This window comes from Novosphingobium sp. (genome assembly GCF_036733805.1).
GTDB lineage: Bacteria > Pseudomonadota > Alphaproteobacteria > Sphingomonadales > Sphingomonadaceae > Novosphingobium.
Window position 1 is genome coordinate 76862 of the sequence record NZ_DAIMZT010000003.1, and the last position, 19215, is coordinate 96076.

Here is a 19215-nt window from a genome sequence, read left to right on the forward strand (position 1 = left end):
CTTTCGCATCAATTCGATCATCCGGGCTGCCATGCATTGACGATGCGCCGAGGCCAGCGACCGGGCGCCAGCAAGATCACGTCGATACGCTGCGTGTCTCCTGGCTTGCCGAACCGGGCCGCCAGCGCTTCGGCGGCAGCGGCGACCCGGCGCAGACGTGGCAGGGAAATCGCGATGTCGAGTTCCTCGACCGTTCTGCGCCATTTCACTTCGACGAAGCATAGTGTGCGTCCTCGCCGCACAATGAGGTCAACCTCACCGCGCGGCGTCTTGGCGCGGCGAGCAAGAATGCGCCAACCTGTCAGCATCAGGTAAAGCGACGCGGCGGTTTCGCCACGCCGTCCATTGCGCTCCGCCAGTGTCCGGCTGCGGCTCATTTCAGTTCCAGGGCCCGCGCGTAAAGGGTCTTGCGGTCAAGCCCAGTCACTTTCGCCACTCTCGCCGCGGCCTGTGAGGGTTTGGCGTCGGTTAGTTGAGCTCGCAACAGCGCGTCCACGTCGAAGTTCTCCGGGTCTTCATCCGCCGGCGGAGCCACCAGCAGCACGATCTCCCCTTTTGGAGGATGCGCGGCATAATGAGCGGCAAGATCGGCGGGAGCGCCGTTGCGGCATTCCTCGAACTTCTTGGTCAATTCACGCGCGACCGCCACCTCGCGCCCCGGCAGAACCCTGCCGATCGCCGTCAGCGTGGCATCAAGACGCGGCGCCGTCTCATAAAACACCAGCGTCGCGGGCACGCGTGCCAGCTCCGCCAGCACCTCCTCCCGCGCCTTGGCTTTGTTCGGCAGGAAACCGGCGAACAAGAACCGATCGCTGGGCAAACCGGAAAGGGTGATCGCTACGATGGCTGCGCTCGCTCCCGGCAAGCTGGTGATCGCGATCCCGCGTTCCCGCGCGGTCCGCACAAGGCGATAGCCAGGGTCGGAGATCAACGGCGTGCCCGCGTCGCTCAACAGCGCTACGGGCTCCGTCTCCATCCGTGCCAGCAGCCGTTCGCGGTCATCTTCCCTGGCGTGATCGTCATAGCGGACCAGCGGTTTCTTCAAACCGAGATGATGCAGCAATTTCCCCGTCACCCGCGTATCCTCGCAAGCGACTGCGGCAACGCCGCGAAGCACCTCCACAGCACGCAGGGTGATATCCCCCAGGTTGCCAATCGGGGTGGCGACTATATACAGCCCGGGCGAAAGCGATTGTTCCATCACGGGACTCATGGCCAAGGACCCAGGGAGCGGCAAGAGATGTTCGACAAGCGTCTGAATTTACGCGTGAATCGGCGAAATCTGCTGACCACCGGTCTGCTGGCGATATTGGCCGGCTGCGCGGTGGTTCCCAAAGCCCCCCCGCCCGAAGCGCCCACGCCGGCCCCAAAGCCGAGCGAGAGCGCGATTCCGGTCGACACCGAACGTCATCGCATCGCGTTGTTAGTCCCGGTCACCGGCGGCAATGCGGCTGTTGGCCAATCGATCGCGAACGCAGCCAACATGGCGCTGCTGGACACGGGCGCCAAGAACCTGCGGGTTACCACTTACGATACCGCCGGCAATCCGGCCGAGGCCGCCCGTCGCGCCATCGCCGATGGCAACAAATTGATTCTCGGTCCCTTGCTGGCTGACGATGTTCCGGCGGTGGCCTCCGTCGCCCGTCCGGCCAGGGTGCCAATGATCTCCTTTTCGAATGACGAACAGGCGGCGACGAAGGATGTATTCGTCATGGGCAACTTGCCCGGCCAGTCCATTAACCGCACTGTAAATTATGCCCGCTCGCAAGGGATTTCCGCATTCGGTGCGCTGATTCCCCGCGGCGAATATGGCGATCGCGCCAGCAGCGCGCTGCTTCAAGCCGTGCGTAGCAGCGGGGGTACGGTCGTCGCAATGGAACCCTATGACCGCAGCGCCGCTTCGATCAGCGCAGCGGCAGGACGAATCAAGGCAAAAGGCGGTTATGGCGCTTTGCTCATCGCCGATGGCGGCAGCCTGTCGATCAAGGCGGCAACGGCCTTTCGAACAGGCGGCGGCACGACCAATGTGCGGCTGCTCGGAACCGAGTTGTGGGGCGGGGAGCGCGAGTTGGCCGCGTCTCCGGCTCTGAAGGGCGCGTGGTTCTCCACGGTGTCGGACCAGCGTTTCGGACAGTTCTCGAAGAGCTATCGAACCCGCTTCGGGACCCCGCCATTTCGTATCGCGACTTTGGGTTATGACGCGGTCTTGCTGACCTTACGCGTAGCGCGCGACTGGAAGGTCGGCAGGGACTTCCCCGTGTCGCAAATGCTGGACGGAAGCGGGTTCCTTGGCCTCGACGGACCATTCCGTTTCACGCGCGGCGGCATTGTGGAACGCGCGCTGGAAGTGCGCGAGGTGGCGCCCGGCACGGTTAAAGTGGTGAGCCCAGCGCCGTCCAAGTTCGGAGAGTGACTTCGACCGTGTGAGCATCGCCCCTGCGGATAAGGAGGTCCGACCGCTTGATCGCGGAATCCGGCGCCGCTTATAGTCATGCACATGCCCGATGACTTGTTCGACAAATTGCCCGCGTCCGACGGGGAAGCTTACGATGGTTCCGCAATCGAAGTGCTGGAAGGGCTTGAGCCGGTTCGGCGACGCCCCGGCATGTACATTGGCGGTACGGACGAGCGCGCTCTGCACCATCTTGCCGCCGAAGTGCTGGATAATGCGATGGACGAGGCGGTCGCCGGGCACGCCAACCGCATCGAAGTCATACTCGAGGAAGAGCCGGGCACGCCTGGGCGTTTGACGATTGTTGACAACGGACGCGGCATACCGGTCGACGAGCATCCGAAGTTTCCCGGAAAGTCGGCGCTGGAAGTGATTCTTTCCACCCTGCATTCGGGCGGGAAGTTCTCCGGAAAAGCTTATGCGACCTCTGGCGGTCTGCACGGTGTTGGCATCTCGGTGGTCAACGCGCTTTCTGCGAACACGCGCATAGAGGTTGCGCGGAACAAGGAGTTGTTCGCGCAGGAATTTTCACGAGGGGCTCCGCTCGGCCCTCTGCATAAGGTCGGTGCAGCACCGAACCGACGCGGCACTTCCGTGACGTTCACTCCAGATGTTGAAATCTTCGGCGATCAGAAGTTCAAGCCCGCCCGCCTTTTCAAATTGGTGCGATCGAAAGCCTACCTCTTCGCTGGCGTCGAGATCCGCTGGAAATGTGCGTCTGCCCTCACTAACGAGGAAGTGCCGGCTGAGGCGATTTTTCAGTTCCCCGGCGGTCTGGCGGATCATCTCTCTGAACAGATCGATGGCCGCGAGTGCGTGACCAGCCAGTTCTTCGCGGGGTCGCAAGATTTTCCGAGAGGAGAGGACGAGTCAGAGCAGGGCCGTGTCGAATGGGCGATCGCCTGGCCTCTCTGGTCGGACGGTGCCTTTTCCTGGTATTGCAACACCATTCCCACGCCGGATGGCGGCACGCACGAGCAGGGTCTGCGCGCCGCGCTGACCAAGGGCGTCCGTGCGTTTGGCGAACTGATGGGCCAAAAGAAGGCCAAGGACATAACGCCAGACGACGTCGTTACCGGCAGCGAGGTCATGCTTTCGGTCTTTGTCCGTGATCCGCAGTTTCAGAGCCAGACCAAAGATCGCCTCACCAGCCCCGAAGCAGCCCGCCTCGTGGAAAATGCGGTACGCGATCACTTTGACCACTTCCTTTCGGACAATCTAGACCGCGGCAAGGCGTTGCTAGGCGCCGTGATGGAACGCATGGACGAGCGCCTCCGTCGCAAGGCTGAGCGTGAGGTCAAGCGCAAGACGGCGACGAATGCTCGCAAACTGCGCCTGCCGGGCAAGCTGACTGACTGCTCTGGCGAAGGAAACGGTGATACCGAGCTGTTCATCGTCGAAGGCGACAGCGCAGGCGGCAGCGCCAAGCAAGCGCGTGACCGTAAAATGCAAGCGATCTTGCCCATTCGCGGCAAGATCCTCAACGTCGCCAGCGCCACCGCGGACAAGATTCGCGCTAATCAGGAAATCGCCGACCTGCTGCTCGCGCTGGGGTGCGGTAGCCGCAAGGACTGCAATCCCGACAACCTGCGCTATGACCGCATCGTTATCATGACGGACGCAGACGTGGACGGCGCGCATATCGCTACGCTGCTGATGACGTTCTTTTTTCAGGAAATGCCTGAGGTAGTGCGGCGCGGCCATCTCTATCTGGCCCAGCCGCCGCTTTACCGCCTAACGGCCGGTTCCACCTCCGCCTATGCTCGCGATGATGCGCACCGTGCCGAACTCGAAACAACGCAGTTCAAAGGCAAGAAGGTCGAAGTCGGCCGCTTTAAGGGTCTGGGTGAGATGAACCCCCAGCAATTGCGCGAAACGACGATGAGCCCGGCCACGCGCTCGCTGATCCGCATCACCTTGCCCCCCGAGTATGAAGATCGCGCGGCGGTGAAAGATCTTGTCGACCGCCTGATGGGCCGCAATCCTGAACACCGCTTCGAATTTATCCAGAACCGAGCGGGTGAAATCGATCCTGAGCTGATTGACGCTTAGGCCGCGTTTGCTTGCGCGATCAGCGCGGTCATTGGATATTCACGAGCTTCTGTAACTTTTTGTCACGCACGCCGCATCTCGTGGCTGATTGGAACAGGCGCAGGCGTCGCTCGTTTCTGTGTTGTGATTGAGCCTGAGAGGCAAGCGCCCTGACCGCTCGATCAAGCGTTCGCCATCCAACAGGGACTGGCGCGCCGGCGATCTCGTCGCCCACGCGAAGCGGGGTTTGAAGGAGTCTCGCAATGCGTACTTGGAAAATTTTCTTCGTCGCTCCCCTCCTGGTCGGAGTGGCAGCGTGCGGCGGGGACGGGTATGTCGGCGTTCATTCGGCCTATTACGATCCCTATCCTTATTACGGCTGGTATGACGGCTATTATGGTCCAATCTACGATGGCTACTGGGGCACGGATGGGTTCTTCTACTATCGACAAAGCGATCGTGACCGGCGCTTCTATCGCGGCGATCATGACCACTTCCGCCGTGGCGATGCGCGTCCCGGAGATAATTTCCGGACGATGCAGGGGACCTTTACGCCGCAGCGTGGCCAGCACGCGCCGCATTATCCGGGCCGAGGGCATCACTGATCCCCGGACTCGCCCGCGCGAACGCCCTGAGGCGTCAGGTCATTCGCGCGGACGGCTGCTCCGATGCGCGCCGGAAAAGAGCCCAGAACAGCAAAGCCAGAACCGGTGGCGTGACGGGCAAGCCAACATTCAGTCCCAACGCGCGAGAAAACGCCGGAGTAATGAAGGCAAGGGCGATCGCCAGTTTTTCGTAGGACGCAAAGCCGCCGCGTAGACCCTCGCCGGTAAGCCACAGTAAAGGGAATGCCAACAACACCAAATCGTAATCGAGCGCGAACGGCGTCGCCAGCAACGCCCCGGTCAGCAAGAGAGCGCTCAATGCAGGCGACCAACGGCAACCCCAAGCGCTGCGTGCTAGGAGCAGTGCTACGACGAGTGAAACAACAGCCTGCGCTGCATAGGCAATACTGACGGGCGCGCCCAGCAGTCGCAGAGCGGCGAAAGGCGTGATGAACTTGCCGAAGGGCACACCGCCAGCCTCCATCGTTGCCTGCGCCCGCGCGCTCGCCATCAGCCAGTCCTGCCAGATCTGCGCTCCGAACAAGACGGCGGATAGCACCCCCAGCGCCAGCGCCGTCATTACTGCCGTGGCAGTCGTCTTCCATTCGCGCGTCAGAAGCAGCGCAAATGGCACAAGAATGCCGAACTGTGGTTTGATCGTTGCAAAACCAAGCAACATCCCGGCCAAGACCGGCCGCGAAGGAACCAGCCATGCGCCCAGCCCCAGGAGACCGGCGACGAGGAAAGCTGTCTGTCCGTGCGTCACCACAATGGCCGCAGCCGGGAACCCCATGAACAGTAGCCACGACGACTTTATCTCCGTTGCCTTAAGCCATCGGCGCGCCGCGACAAAGTAAAACGCCCCCGTCACCGTCAGCCATCCCGCCAATGCCGGGAAATATCCCATCAAGCCCAGCAGCCAGCACACCGGCAGGAAGGTGGGGGGATAAAAGAATGCCGTATATCCCTTGGGCGCCACAAAAAACGCGCGCTGCGCAGCCATATGCGCCGCTGCGTCATAGACGTTCGCACCGTGCTGCAACATCCGCCCGCTGGTCCAGAAGCTGATGAAGTCAGTCCCCAACAGGAAACCGTTGCGGTCTACGCCCGCGTGCGACGTCGTTACCAGCACGACAAGTAGCGCGACGTCGAGCACGGCCACGATGCGCAAATATGCGATCGCGCGTTCGCGCCCCAGCCAGTCCATCCTGCGCAGGAAGTCCCCCATGGCTTAGTTTCTTGCAGCGCCAAGGAGCGGTTGTCCATGCATCCTGGGTGCTCTCGAACAATCTTGCCTTGCTGCGCCGCAAAACATAGGGCCTAATCGAACGGTTAAACGAACAGGACCCGCCGATGCAGCGTTTCGAAGGCACCAGCAATTACGTCGCTACGGACGATTTGAAAGTCGCGGTCAATGCAGCGGTCCTCTTGCGTCGCCCTCTTTTGGTCAAAGGGGAACCGGGCACGGGCAAGACCGTGCTTGCCGAGGAAATCGCGTGCGCCATCAACGCACCGCTGATTACCTGGAATATCAAATCGACGACCAAGGCACACCAGGGTCTCTACGAGTACGACGCCGTCGCCCGCCTGCGCGACGGCCAGTTAGGCGATGCACGGGTGCATGACATCGGCAATTACATTCGCAAGGGCAAGCTGTGGGAGGCATTTACTTCTAAACAGCTTCCCGTTCTCCTGATCGACGAGATCGATAAAGCCGACATCGAGTTCCCCAACGATTTGCTCGCCGAACTCGATCGCATGGCTTTCGACGTCTACGAAACGGGCGAGCATGTCGCGGCCAGTGAACGTCCGATTGTCGTCATTACCTCGAACAACGAAAAGGACCTGCCAGACGCTTTCCTGCGCCGATGCTTCTTCCATTACATCAAGTTCCCCGACCGCGAGACGATGGAAGCAATCATCGAGGTCCATTTCCCTGGCATCCAGAAGGCGCTGGTGCGAAAGGCCATGGAAACCTTCTACGAGCTGCGCGACGTGCCGGGCCTGAAGAAGAAGCCCTCCACCAGCGAGCTGCTCGACTGGCTCAAGCTGCTGCTGAACGAGGACATGCCGCTCGACGTGTTGCAGAGCCCAGACGCAAGCAAAGCGATTCCACCACTCCACGGCGCACTACTGAAAAACGAGCAGGACGTGATGCTGTTCGAGAGGCTGGCGTTCATGGCAAGACGGGGTGGGTGAGGTGGCGAGGTGCTACACCGGCCACTGTGCCTGTGGTTCCGTCATGCTAAAAGTCTTGGGCGAGGCGATCGGCACGCGCCAATGCTGGTGCCGCCAATGTCAGCAAATCGCCGCCGGCGGACCGACCAATAACGCCATCTTCAGAGTGGCAGACGTCACACTGAACGGCGATCTTGCCAGTTCGACCTGGACGGCGGACAGCGGCAACACACTCACATTCCATTTCTGCCCATCCTGCGGAACGCAAGTCTATGCGCAGAGCTCCGCCCGCCCGCACTTGATGACCTTCCGCCTCGGCGTCCTCGATGTGGGACACGACCTCCGACCGCAAGCCGTAATCTGGACCGACGAGGCGCCGGACTGGGCCGTGTTTGATCCTGCGTTGGAACGCTTTCCACGCCAGCCTCCCGCTCTGCCAGCGAGCTGATCCTTGGGGCCGCGACCAGTTGCACATACTCGCTTTGCAGCGATTCGAGCTCGCCTCGAAGCCTTCGAACCGCGTGCTGGTTGGCGTGCATGGCTCTACGAGTTCACGCTGTTCGGCTTCAAGCAGGGCTGGGCCTGTCTGTTTGGCGCGTTACTGCTGGCTTTGCTGGTCGGCACGCACCTGCTCTATCCGGTTGACGCTACGCTATCGCGGTATGATTTCCTGACGCTGAGCGCGCTTGCCCTTCAGCTTGGTATGCTGGCGTTGCGTCTCGAAACGCCGGATGAAGCGAAAGTCATCCTCGCCTTTCACTTGGTCGGCACGGTGATGGAACTGTTCAAAACCGCGCACGGCTCGTGGGAATATCCAGAAGCCAGTGTGCTGCGGATCGGCGGAGTGCCGCTGTTCTCCGGCTTTATGTATGGAGCTGTCGGCAGTTATATCGCACGCGTCTGGCGCATATTCGATTTTCGATTCAGCCGCTATCCGCGGCAGGCGTGCACGTGGCTGCTGGCGCTGGCAGTCTATGTAAACTTCTTCGCCCACCACTGGCTGCCGGATCTACGGATAGTGCTTTTCGCCGTCATGACCCTGTTATTTGCCCGGACCCGTATCTGGTTCCGGATCTGGCGACGGGACCGCTGCATGCCATTACTGGTCGGGTGGTTCCTGGTTGCCCTGTTCATATGGTTTGCCGAGAACATCTCCACTTTTTCACATGCCTGGATTTATCCTAATCAACGCCTCGGCTGGACGATTGTCCATCCGGGGAAGCTCGGGGCCTGGTATCTGCTGATGTATATTTCCTTCGTTCTCGTAGCAGCGGTTCATCGTCCGCAGGCGCGATTCCGTGATGCCGATGGCATTTCCTACGGCTGTGCCCATTGATAACGGTATAATGCTTCACCACCCATTCCGCGCAAATCCGCTAGGCTCCGCAGATGCTTTTAAACTTTGTCGATGAACTGCGCGCTGCCGGCATTCCAGCCTCGCTGAAGGAGCACCTGGTGTTGCTCGAGGCATTGGAAAAGGACGTGATCGAACAGACGCCGGAAGCGTTCTATTATCTTTCGCGCGCGACGCTCGTGAAAGATGAGGGTCTGTTGGACCGGTTCGACCAGGTGTTTCAGAAAGTCTTTAAAGGCATTCTCAGCGACTATGGTCAACAGCCGGTCGATATTCCCGAGGATTGGTTGAAAAACGTGGCCGAACGTTATTTCTCTGACGAGGAGATGGAAAAGATCAAGTCGCTCGGGTCATGGGACGAGATCATGGAGACGCTGAAGAAGCGGCTTGAGGAACAACATGCGCGCCATCAGGGCGGCAACACATGGATCGGCACGAACGGAACGTCACCTTTCGGCCATTCGGGTTACAATCCCGAAGGTATCCGCATTGGTGGTGAAAGCCAGCACAAGCGCGCGATCAAGGTCTGGGAAAAGCGTGAGTTCGCCAATCTGGACAACGGCAGGGAATTGGGCACCCGCAACATCAAAGTGGCATTGCGTCGCCTGCGTCGTTTCGCTCGCGAAGGCGCAGCGGAGGAACTCGATCTCGAGGAGACCATTCGCGGCACCGCCAAACAGGGCTGGCTCGATGTGGTCATGCGCCCGGAACGGCACAACGCTGTCAAAGTCCTGCTGTTCCTGGACGTCGGCGGATCGATGGATCCTTTCATCCGGACAGTAGAAGACCTGTTCAGCGCCGCGACCAGTGAGTTCAAGAATCTGGAATTCTTCTACTTTCACAATTGCCTTTACGAAGGTGTGTGGAAGGATAACCGTCGCCGCCGGTCACAGCGCACGCCAACCTGGGACATCCTTCACAAGTATGGGCACGACTATAAGGTGATCTTCGTCGGCGATGCCGCGATGAGTCCTTACGAAATCAGCCATCCCGGCGGATCAGTAGAGCACATGAACGATGAGGCCGGAGCGACATGGCTCAGCCGGGTCACGCAGACTTATCCCGCGACGGTGTGGCTTAACCCCACGCCTGAGCGGCAATGGCAATATTCCAGCTCCACCCGCATGATCCGGGAAATGATGAACGATGCAATGTTCCCCCTCACGCTTGACGGGCTCGACAGCGCAATGAAGGAACTGACGCGCAAAAAGGGATGATCGAGCGGAGAAGCAGTCCGCGGCCATCCGGTTTGATTACCTGCTTCAGGTCTTGGGCGGGAAGTCCAAGTGCTCGTGGATCAATTGCCAGGTGCCGTCGGCCTGCTTCTTGAATATATCCGTATAGCGAAGATCGGCCTTCTTCATTTTTCCCGTCGAGCTGGTGAGATGTGAAAAACCCGATGCGACAAACAGATCCGGGCTCAGTATCTGGATTTCGGGATCGGGCATGTCTGCGTGATCGAACTTCATGTCGATGAAACGGGCATTGGCGACATGCATCGAAACCTTGCCTTCTACCGGGTCAGGCGCTTGCGGATCATAGCCAACGACGTCATCGGCGTACCATTTGTCGAGTGCCGTCAGATCCATTGACTGGATTGTTTTGGCGAAATCGGTCACCACAGTTTTTGCTTGGGCTTCTGTAACAGGTTGTGCGGCATCGGCGGTGGGCTGTTGCTTGCAGCCGGTCAGTGCAATGACCGCAAGACTCCGGACGAAAGGCACTCCCAAAGGAACTTTTCGCATCGCATCCCCCTATCTAGCGCGGCATCTTGTGATGCTCGCCCCAGGGAACCTACGCTGCGGTTTGTCCGTGGCAAGGCGGTTAACTTTTGTAGATGAGGATATCCGCAACCTCTTCCCGCCACGCCAGTTCATCGCGAGCAGCAACGGCGTCCAGATCATCGGGATGCGCCGCCCGATCATCCACCCATTCCCGCAAGGCGCTGCCGCCATTGATGACATCGATAGCGAGGCGGTCAAACTCGTATTCGTAAGGAAACTCACGCCAGATTGGATAGTCGGACCAAAGATTGCGGATGGCCTTGAAGGCCAGCGCCTGCAATCTCCAGGGCCGAAACACGCGATGGTCATAGAACGGACCTTCAGCGTGAATCATCAAGGCGCTGCAGAGAGTATTTTGATGCTTGTGGAAGGTGGGATCGAACCAGCATTCACGGATCGCGCAGCCTTTCAGCCAAGCAGGCGCCAATTGCTCCATTTCGGCCAAGACCGCCTGGGCCACGATATCGGGCGCGCCGAACAGGACTTCGAGCGGACGCGTAGTGCCTCGCCCTTCCGAAAGCGTCGTCCCTTCCAGCATTACTGTTCCGGCATAAGCACGGGCCATGTTGAGATTGGCGGCATTAGGACTGGGATTTATCCATATCCGGCTTTCAGGCCAACCGAAGCCCGGCCCATTGTCCGGCCGCCAGCCCTCCATCTCAATGACATGATAATCCACGTCGAGATTGAACTGGCGCACGAACCATTGACCCATCTCACCCAGCGTCAGCCCGTGCCGCATCGGCATCGGCCCAGCCCCAACGAAGCTTTCCTGCCCCGGTTGCAGCAGAGTACCTTCCACCGGCCGTCCGACGGGATTGGGACGGTCAAGCACCCACACGCTCTTGCCCTTCCCCGCTGCAGCTTGGAGCAGATAGAGCAGCGTCGTGACAAAGGTGTAGATGCGGCAGCCAAGGTCTTGCAAATCGAACAAAAAGACGTCGGCGGTGGCCATCATCTCCGCCGTGGGTCGGCGTACTTCGCCATAGAGACTGAATACCGGGATGCCGTAAGTCGGGTCGGTCTCATCCGCCGTCTCGACCATATTGTCCTGTTTATCGCCCTTGAGCCCATGCTGCGGGCCGAACGCCGAAACCACGTTCACCCCCGCCGCGATCAGCGCATCAAGCGAATGGGCCAGCCCATCGGTTACCGAGGCGGGATGAGCGATGAGTGCAATGCGCTTACCTTCCAACGGCGCGCGCAATTTGGAATCCGCAAGAAGGCGATCGATACCGAATTTCATGCAGGGCTGGGTGCCGCAACCTCCTCCAGGAAGCAACCCGGATCATGGAAATCGGGAACATCTGTATGATGTGCAAGCGCCCAATAGCTCCTCCTGCCGCCTTGCTCTTCAATCACCGCAGCGAAACCGCAACGCCATGGAGGCATGGGTAATCCCGCCGCGGGAATCGCGGCATCGAAAATCGCCAGATCAGTGCCGAGCCGCATGCTGCATTCGGGTTCACGCGGCATGGGGCGTTCGCTCATGCCCTCGCGCCGGCCAGAAAAATCATAAACGTTCCAGCGTTCCGAGGGGGATAGATTGATCTCGGTATAACCGTTCCCTTCGCCCGCGATCAGGAACAATTCGAAGCAGGTCGTCTGCCAAAGCCCGTCCGCCCGTCCTTTTCCGGCAAAGGGCGGGATCACCAACTGACCTGTTCCCAGCAGCTTCCATCGCACTCGAAGCCATGTCGTATCGAAGCCGATGACCCGCGCCTCCATATTGCGGACGAGCAAGGGAGGATGGGCGGAATGACAAACGAGTTCGGCCATGGCGCTGAAAGCGTAGATGGGGTTTGGTCCCCCTGGCAATCCGGATTCGCCAGTCACAAGAGCAGAAGCGGCCAGCCGTTCGGCTTCGCGGCAAAGGTAGCGAGCAGGTCCACGCTTTGTTTCCTTCGCGTCGCGTGCTAGGCGCGCCGCTCCCGATCAAGCCGAACGTATAGCCATGACCTACACTTCTTCCCTGCTCCGCCTGCTCGATGAGCGCGGCTACATTCATCAGCTCACTGACGCAGAAGGGCTGGACGCGCTGGCTGCCAAGCAGGTAGTGCCGGGATATATCGGTTTCGATCCGACGGCGCCTTCGTTGCATGTGGGGCATCTCGTCTCGATCATGATGCTGCGCCAGCTTCAGCGCGCTGGCCACAAGCCGATCGTCGTCATGGGCGGCGGCACCGGCAAGATCGGCGACCCCAGCTTCAAGGACGAAGCGCGCAAGCTTTTGACCGAGGACTTGATCGCGCAGAACGTCGCGTCGATCCGCCGTGTCTTCGAACGCTTCCTGACCTTTGGCGAGGGCCCAAGCGATGCGATCATGGTCGACAACGCGGAATGGCTCGACAAGCTGGAGTACATTCCGTTCCTGCGCGACATTGGCCAGCACTTTTCGGTCAACCGCATGCTCAGCTTCGATTCGGTGAAGCTGCGTCTCGACCGTGAGCAATCGTTGAGTTTCCTCGAATTTAACTACATGATCCTGCAGGCTTACGATTTCCTGGAACTGTCGCGCCGTGCCGGTTGCCGCTTGCAGATGGGCGGCTCTGACCAGTGGGGCAACATCGTCAACGGCGTGGAACTGGCGCGCCGCGTCGACGGCGCGCACGTCTTCGGCCTCACCACCCCCCTGCTCACCAACGCCGACGGCACCAAGATGGGCAAGACGGTCGGCGGTGCGGTCTGGCTCAATGAGGACCAGCTGACGCATTTCGATTACTGGCAGTTTTGGCGCAACACGGACGATCGCGATGTCGGCAAGCGCCTGCGCCTGTTCACGGACCTGCCGCTTGATGAGATCGAACGCCTTGAAACGCTGCAAGGCAGCGAGATCAACGCAGCCAAGATCATCCTCGCCAACCAGGCGACCCGTCTGTGTCGCGGAAAGGAAGCTGCGGGAGCTGCCGAAGCCACCGCGCGAACTACCTTTGCCGGAGGCGGTCTGGGTGAGGACCTGCCGACTATAGAAGTTGATGCAAAGGGTATCCGCCTGGGCGTCGCCTGCACGGTGCTGGGCTTTGCCGCTTCCAACGGAGAGGCCAAGCGCAAGATCGCTGAAGGCGCAGTGAAACTGGACGATCAGATCATGGACGATCCCGGCCTGCTCGTTACGGTCGCCGCAGGTGATTCGCGCAAGCTGAGCCTGGGCAAGAAGAAGCACGGCGTTCTAAAAGGCATCTAAGCGGCAAAATTGCACCGTTGGTCCGGCAAGGTACTGCCGGGTTTACGGATTCTTTGTCAATTCAGGGCATTGTCGGACCTCACGGTTACCAACAGAGGCAATGACAATGAGTGCAGGAGCGCAGCTTTCTGTCACCGATCAGCGTCGGGCGGCGCGTCATCCGGTCGACTACTCAGTAATCGCCGAGCATCGCCAGCACGGCGACCTGGCGCTGCACATCGTTAACGTTTCCGCTCAAGGCTTCATGGTTCACGGCAATCTCGGTCTTGAGCGGGGCGAACGCCTGGTGATGCGATTGCCTGTGGTCGGAAGGATCGAAGCCCACATGATATGGTCTCACGATGACCGATCAGGCTTTCAGTTCGAGCGTATCATCCGTGTCGACGATTTTCTGAAGCTGGTCGATACTTTGCAGCCTAATCCACGCCTTCGCCCGCGGCGCTGATTGCAGATAAGAAGGTGATTACCAAACTCCGTTCGTCGCATTAATACGACGTCTCAGCCCGCTGATGTAAAGATATATTGTTATAGTATAACATCACAATTAGCGAAATCGGCATGTCCCTTCCTGCTCTCCGATTCGCGTTGCTGGCCTGTGCGAGCGTTGTTTCTGGCACTTTGCCCGCGATGTCCGCAAAAGCGCAGCCAGCCCCCGCTGCAGCTACCGACACGGCGAGCGCCACATCGGGCGGCAATGCATCCAGCCATGCTCAGGAGCACGGTCCAGAGATCATTGTTACCGGCCGCGTCATTTCCGGAAATACGGATCCCATCGCGGCACCTGTCGTCCTGCAGGGAAACAACCTTTTACGTGATCTGAAACCGCAGATCGGCGAGATGCTGGCAAGCCTGCCCGGCGTATCCAGCACGGGTTTCGCCCCCGGCGTCTCCCGGCCCGTGCTGCGCGGCTTTGATGGACCGCGCGTGCAGGTCCTCCTGGACGGCATCGGTTCGCTCGACGCTTCGTCAGTCTCAGCCGATCATGCGGTATCGCTCGATACGCTTAACGTGGCTCGAGTAGAGGTTCTCCATGGACCTCGCGTCCTGCTTTACGCGAGCGACCCGGCGGGGGGTGCGGTCAACGCGATCGACAAACGTATTCCGCGACAAGTGCCGGACAAGCCGCTGGCCATCGATGCCCTCGCGTCCTATGGCACGGCGGCAGACATGGTAAACGGCGGAATAGCAGGCGACGTGCGCCTGGCCGACCGCTGGGTAGGCCATCTGGATGCCTCCTACTTCCACAGCAACAACCTGCATGTCGGTGGCAACGTACTGTCTCCGCAGCTACGCGCACAGACGCTTGCGCAGGCTGACGATCTTGCCGCCGCGGGCGATGTGCAAGGCGCCATGGCCCTTACGCAACAAGCCGATCGGCGCGGTTCGATCGCCAACAGCGGAACGAAGGGCTGGACGTTGGGCGGTGGCCTTGCCTTCATTGACGAGGGCGGCGATATCGGCCTGTCAGTTCAGCGACTGGCTACCGATTATGGTATTCCGCCCCGCCCTTCAACTGACCCGGAAGCCACCAGCATCTCGCTGCGTCAGACGCGGTTCGATTTGCGTGCGGGCGTCAATCTTCAGGGTTTTCTCAAGCGCGTGGAGCTTCGGGGGGCTTATGGGGATTACACGCATGCCGAAATTTCGAACGGCCAAATCGGCACACAGTTTCATAACAAAGCCCTTGAAGTCAGGCTTCAACTCGATCAGGTGCGGCGAGGGATCTGGAGCGGATCTAGCGGTGTGCAATATTCCGCAGCCCGGTTGGAAATGTCTGGCGACGAAACGCTCCTGCCGGACAACATGACGGAACATTTCGCGGCTTTCACCCTGCAGCAAATCGAAGTCGGGCAGTTCGATCTCGAAGGTGCTCTCCGATACGAGAGCACAAATATCCGCACCATTCCCGCGGACGAGAGACGCAGCTATTCGCAATATGCGGGCGTAGGCGGCATCGCTTGGCACCCTCTCGATCATGTCACCGTCTCGATCAATTACTCTCACGGCGAGCGTGCGCCCTCGGCCGAGGAGTTGTTCGTGAACGGGCTGCACGATGCCACTCAATCCTTCGAACGCGGCAATCCCAATTTCACCGTCGAGCGCAGCAACGGCATCGAGGCCGGAATCCGCTATAACGGCGGCAACCTGGCAGGATCGATCACGGCTTACGGCACCAACTTCGCCAACTTCATCACTGCCGTTCCCACTGGCCAGATTGTCGAGGATTTTCCCGTATATCAGTACATCCAGGCCCCGGCCCGCTTTCGCGGAATCGAAGCAGAAGGGGCGTTAACCTTGGTCAGTTGGGGCAATGGCCGTTCGCTCAAGACCGATGCTGGAGTGGACTATACCCATGCAAAACTTGTCAGCATCGGACCTGTGCCCCGCATTCCGCCACTGCGAGCGCGGGGAGGCGTCGAATACAGTTCGCCGACGATTGACCTGCGCGGGGAAGTCGAATGGAATGCCCGTCAAAATCGCGTTGCAGAAAACGAGAATCCGACAGATGCGTTCACCCTGGTGAATTTGAGTGCGACCTGGCGCCCGGGCGGTCAGAATAGTCCAATCTCGTTGGTTCTTTCAGCGGACAATCTGCTGAACGTGGCCGGAAGGCTCGCCGCTTCCGAAACCCGTGATTTTGTGCCGATCGCCGGCAGGGACGTAAGACTGACGGCCAAGTTCACCTACTGATCCGGAAATGTGGCATCTCTTGGCAAGGGTGAGCGGTGCTGCCATGCAGCGCTCGTGAGTCCTCCTACATCTCCCCTTCAGATCGCCGATTACCGCAAGTTCTGGCTGGCGCGTTTCTGCACCATGCTGGCATCCACCGGGATGGTGGTCATCATTGGTTATCAGGTCTATGACGTGGCCCGCGCCGATTATGCGATGTCCATCCCGACAGCGTCGTTCCAACTCGGGTTGCTCGGCTTTGCTCAATTCCTGCCGGTGTTCCTGCTAACGCCGGTGGCGGGGGTGGTGGCTGACCGGGTGGACCGGCGCAAGGTTGCCGCACTGGCCATGATTCTCGACGTCTGTGTCGCGTTGGGCCTCGGGATTACGACTGAACTTGGCCTGCGCAGCCTGCCGGTTCTGTTTGCCTTTGCAGTGCTTCACGGCGTGGTGCGCGTATTCATAGGCCCGGCCATGAGCGCCATTGCCCCAAACGTGGTGCCACTCAATCTCATACCGCGCGCGATCGCCTTCAATTCAATCGCGATGCAGGCGGGGATGATTATCGGACCGGCGGCCTACGGCTTCCTTTTCGCCGTCGATCAGACGGTGCCCTATTGGACTTCTGCTGGAATGCAGGTCATTTCCACGCTTTCAGTCCTGGCGATCTCGAACCTCCCCCCCTTCTCTTCAGAAGCCCGCGATGCGCATCCCGTAAAGCAGATCGTGGATGGGTTCCGTTTCGTGTGGCACCAGCGTTTTCTGCTCGGCTGCATCACCCTTGATCTGTTTGCTGTCCTGCTGGGCGGAGCGACCGCGCTCATGCCGGTTTTCGCCCGAGACATCCTGAATGTCGGCGCTGAGGGATTAGGGCAGATGCGCGCCGCCGTCGCAGCGGGAGCCGCTCTTGTGGCTCTGTGGCTGTCGTTCAAACCGCTGGAGCGGAATGTCGGCGTGAAGATGCTGCTCGCCGTGAGCATTTACGGAGCGATGACTGTAAGCTTCGGCTTTTCGCGCGTGTTCCCCCTCTCGCTCGTTTGCCTGGCGCTCATGGGCGCAGCGGACATGATCTCCGTGTTTATCCGCACCTCGCTTGTCCAATTGCGCACGCCTGATGAGGTGCGCGGCAGGGTTTCCGCGATCTCCGGTCTTGCCATATCGGCCTCCAACGAACTTGGCGAAATGCAATCAGGCGTTGCCGCGGCGCTGCTGGGCGCCACGGGGGCAGTTGTTTTCGGCGGCGTCGGTGCCATAGTCATCACTCTGTTCTGGGCCGGGTTGTTCCCCGAGATACGCCGGGCCCGCACGTTCGAACCTCTTGGAGCATGAGTCATGAAGGCTGACAGCATTCTCGCTACTATCGGCAACACGCCGCATATTCGCCTCTCGCGTCTCTTTCCGGATCACGAAGTCTGGGTAAAAGCTGAGCGCGCAAACCCCGGCGGCTCGATCAAGGACCGTATCGGTCTGGCCATGATCGAAGCAGCCGAGGCTGACGGCAGCCTGAAACCTGGTGGGACGATCATTGAGCCGACCTCGGGCAATACCGGGATTGGCCTTGCCATGGCGGCGGCGGTCAAGGGGTACAAGTTGATCCTGGTCATGCCGGATTCGATGTCGATCGAACGGCGCCGGCTTATGCTTGCCTACGGCGCCGAATTTGATCTAACCCCCCGTGAAAAGGGCATGAAAGGCTCCATCGAGCGGGCGAGGGAACTCATTGAAGCTACCCCTGGTTCGTGGATGCCGCAGCAGTTTGATAACCCGGCAAACGTGGCAATCCATGCGAAAACAACCGCGCAGGAGATTCTGGCCGACTTCGCCGAAACGCCCATTGATGTGCTGATTACCGGCGTAGGCACAGGCGGCCATCTCACCGCCTGCGCCGAGACGCTCAAGCATGTCTGGCCGGCGATGAAGGCTTATGCTGTGGAACCCACGCTTTCACCGGTGATTTCAGGGGGACAGCCCGGCCCTCACCCCATTCAGGGCATCGGTGCGGGATTCATTCCGGCTAACCTTCACACCCAGGCGATCGACGGCGCAATTCAGGTCGATCCTCCCGAAGCGAAGGAAATGGCTCGCCAATGCGCTACCAAGGAAGGCATGTTGGTGGGCATCAGCTCGGGCGCTACGTTGGCGGCGATCGCTCAAAAGCTGAAAGACCTGCCTGCCAATAGCCGTATCCTCGGCTTCAATTACGATACCGGCGAACGTTATCTTTCCGTACCGGATTTTCTGCCGGAATGACCGAGCTGGAAGCTGTCGCCTACGGTCACGCCGGTCAAGATCTGACGGGGCGGCTAGCCCGCCCTAAAGGAACGCCCGGCGCCGCAATAGTGGTGTTCCCGACTATCGCCAATTTTAATGCGCCAATGGAAAAACGCGCGCGGATGCTGGCGGACCTAGGCTATATCGCCATGGTGGCGGACTTTTACGGCGAACCAGCGGAAAGCTTCGAAGCCGCGGTCCCGCTTGCTGCGAAGCTGCGGGCCGACGTATCGCATTATCGCGGACGTCTGGCCGCAGCGATCGCCGCCTTGCGGGACCTCCCTGCCGCCTCCGAACTTCCCATGTTGGCAATTGGTTACTGCATGGGCGGACAAGCAGCGATTGAAGCGGCACGCGATGGACAGAACCTGCTGGCGGCGGTCAGCTTTCACGGCGCACTCTCGACGGCCAGGCAGGCAGAGCCCGGTGCGATCAAAGCCCGGCTTCTGATTTGCCATGGCGATGCCGATCCACTTGTTCCCCGCGAACAAGTTCTTCCGTTCTGGGACGAAATGAATCGTGCCAGCGCGAAATGGCACTTCCATTCCTATAGCGGCGTCCGTCACGGCTTCACTGATCCAGGCAGCGATGCGCGCAGCCTGGACGCAGTAAAATACGATGCCAGCGCCGATCGCCAATCATGGGCCGCGATGGTGAACCTGTTCGACGAGGTTCTGAATTAATTT

19 protein-coding genes are annotated in these 19215 nt (G+C 59.9%); 13 read left to right on the top strand and 6 right to left on the bottom strand.

The annotated features are described in order from the left end of the window. Positions 1-17: 17 nt before the first annotated feature. Positions 18-377 (bottom strand): YraN family protein, encoded by a 360-nt coding sequence (locus V7D69_RS01635; protein WP_333604915.1) that lies wholly within the window; start codon positions 375-377, stop codon positions 18-20. Further along, entirely contained in the window at positions 374-1201 is an 828-nt protein-coding gene (gene rsmI / locus V7D69_RS01640; RefSeq protein WP_333604916.1) for a 16S rRNA (cytidine(1402)-2'-O)-methyltransferase, read from the bottom strand. The genes V7D69_RS01635 and rsmI overlap by 4 nt, the downstream gene beginning before the upstream one ends. A gap of 39 nt (positions 1202-1240) precedes the next feature. Here rsmI and V7D69_RS01645 point away from each other — a divergent pair, with 39 nt between their 5' ends. The 3 genes from V7D69_RS01645 (at position 1241) to V7D69_RS01655 (ending at position 5088) form a co-directional block, all read left to right on the top strand. Further along, the gene (locus V7D69_RS01645) at positions 1241-2413 is read left to right on the top strand and encodes a penicillin-binding protein activator (RefSeq protein WP_333604917.1); all 1173 of its coding nucleotides are present in this window, start codon (positions 1241-1243) and stop codon (positions 2411-2413) included. Positions 2414-2497: 84 nt separating this feature from the next. Then, the gene (parE, locus tag V7D69_RS01650) at positions 2498-4504 is read left to right on the top strand and encodes a DNA topoisomerase IV subunit B (protein ID WP_324061667.1); all 2007 of its coding nucleotides are present in this window, start codon (positions 2498-2500) and stop codon (positions 4502-4504) included. 242 nt (positions 4505-4746) lie between these two features. Further along, on the top strand, positions 4747-5088 hold the full coding sequence (locus V7D69_RS01655) for a hypothetical protein (protein ID WP_333604918.1): 342 nt from the start codon (positions 4747-4749) through the stop codon (positions 5086-5088). 34 nt (positions 5089-5122) lie between these two features. Here V7D69_RS01655 and V7D69_RS01660 read toward each other — a convergent pair whose 3' ends face one another. Next, positions 5123-6316, bottom strand: a complete 1194-nt coding sequence (locus tag V7D69_RS01660) for a glycosyltransferase family 87 protein (RefSeq protein ID WP_333604919.1) — start codon at positions 6314-6316, stop codon at positions 5123-5125. 125 nt (positions 6317-6441) lie between these two features. Between V7D69_RS01660 and V7D69_RS01665 the strand changes: the two genes are divergently transcribed. The 4 genes from V7D69_RS01665 to V7D69_RS01680 are packed head-to-tail and all read left to right on the top strand — an operon-like array spanning position 6442 to position 9837. Further along, positions 6442-7287, top strand: coding sequence for an AAA family ATPase (locus V7D69_RS01665; RefSeq protein WP_333604920.1), 846 nt, complete (start codon positions 6442-6444; stop codon positions 7285-7287). Position 7288: 1 nt separating this feature from the next. Continuing rightward, a complete protein-coding gene (locus V7D69_RS01670; RefSeq protein ID WP_442947032.1) occupies positions 7289-7714 on the top strand; it encodes a GFA family protein in 426 nt (141 codons plus the stop codon). Between the two features lie 3 nt (positions 7715-7717). Beyond that, the gene (locus tag V7D69_RS01675; protein WP_324064189.1) at positions 7718-8602 is read left to right on the top strand and encodes a DUF817 domain-containing protein; all 885 of its coding nucleotides are present in this window, start codon (positions 7718-7720) and stop codon (positions 8600-8602) included. A 53-nt stretch (positions 8603-8655) separates the two neighbouring features. Further along, positions 8656-9837, top strand: a complete 1182-nt coding sequence (locus tag V7D69_RS01680) for a vWA domain-containing protein (protein ID WP_333604921.1) — start codon at positions 8656-8658, stop codon at positions 9835-9837. Between the two features lie 45 nt (positions 9838-9882). Here the strand turns inward: V7D69_RS01680 and V7D69_RS01685 are convergent, their stop codons facing one another. The 3 genes from V7D69_RS01685 to V7D69_RS01695 all read right to left on the bottom strand — a co-directional run bounded on the left by V7D69_RS01685 (position 9883) and on the right by V7D69_RS01695 (position 12183). Further along, on the bottom strand, positions 9883-10365 hold the full coding sequence (locus V7D69_RS01685) for a YybH family protein (RefSeq protein WP_333604922.1): 483 nt from the start codon (positions 10363-10365) through the stop codon (positions 9883-9885). A 79-nt stretch (positions 10366-10444) separates the two neighbouring features. After that, positions 10445-11650, bottom strand: coding sequence for an exo-beta-N-acetylmuramidase NamZ family protein (locus tag V7D69_RS01690; protein ID WP_333604923.1), 1206 nt, complete (start codon positions 11648-11650; stop codon positions 10445-10447). Then, the gene (locus V7D69_RS01695) at positions 11647-12183 is read right to left on the bottom strand and encodes a DOMON-like domain-containing protein (protein WP_324064106.1); all 537 of its coding nucleotides are present in this window, start codon (positions 12181-12183) and stop codon (positions 11647-11649) included. Before V7D69_RS01695 ends, V7D69_RS01690 begins: the two co-directional genes overlap by 4 nt. 175 nt (positions 12184-12358) lie before the next feature. Here V7D69_RS01695 and tyrS point away from each other — a divergent pair, with 175 nt between their 5' ends. From tyrS to V7D69_RS01725, 6 genes are all read left to right on the top strand, one after another. Further along, on the top strand, positions 12359-13588 hold the full coding sequence (gene tyrS / locus V7D69_RS01700; protein ID WP_324064105.1) for a tyrosine--tRNA ligase: 1230 nt from the start codon (positions 12359-12361) through the stop codon (positions 13586-13588). A 106-nt stretch (positions 13589-13694) separates the two neighbouring features. After that, positions 13695-14033, top strand: a complete 339-nt coding sequence (locus V7D69_RS01705; protein WP_324064104.1) for a PilZ domain-containing protein — start codon at positions 13695-13697, stop codon at positions 14031-14033. Positions 14034-14215: 182 nt separating this feature from the next. Next, the gene (locus V7D69_RS01710) at positions 14216-16279 is read left to right on the top strand and encodes a TonB-dependent receptor (RefSeq protein ID WP_333604924.1); all 2064 of its coding nucleotides are present in this window, start codon (positions 14216-14218) and stop codon (positions 16277-16279) included. Positions 16280-16333: 54 nt separating this feature from the next. Next, complete coding sequence (locus V7D69_RS01715; RefSeq protein ID WP_333604925.1) at positions 16334-17587, top strand: MFS transporter; 1254 nt, start codon at positions 16334-16336, stop codon at positions 17585-17587. A 3-nt stretch (positions 17588-17590) separates the two neighbouring features. Next, entirely contained in the window at positions 17591-18508 is a 918-nt protein-coding gene (gene cysK / locus V7D69_RS01720; protein ID WP_324064101.1) for a cysteine synthase A, read from the top strand. Then, a complete protein-coding gene (locus tag V7D69_RS01725; RefSeq protein ID WP_333604926.1) occupies positions 18505-19212 on the top strand; it encodes a dienelactone hydrolase family protein in 708 nt (235 codons plus the stop codon). The genes cysK and V7D69_RS01725 overlap by 4 nt, the downstream gene beginning before the upstream one ends. The last annotated feature ends 3 nt before the right edge of the window (positions 19213-19215 follow it).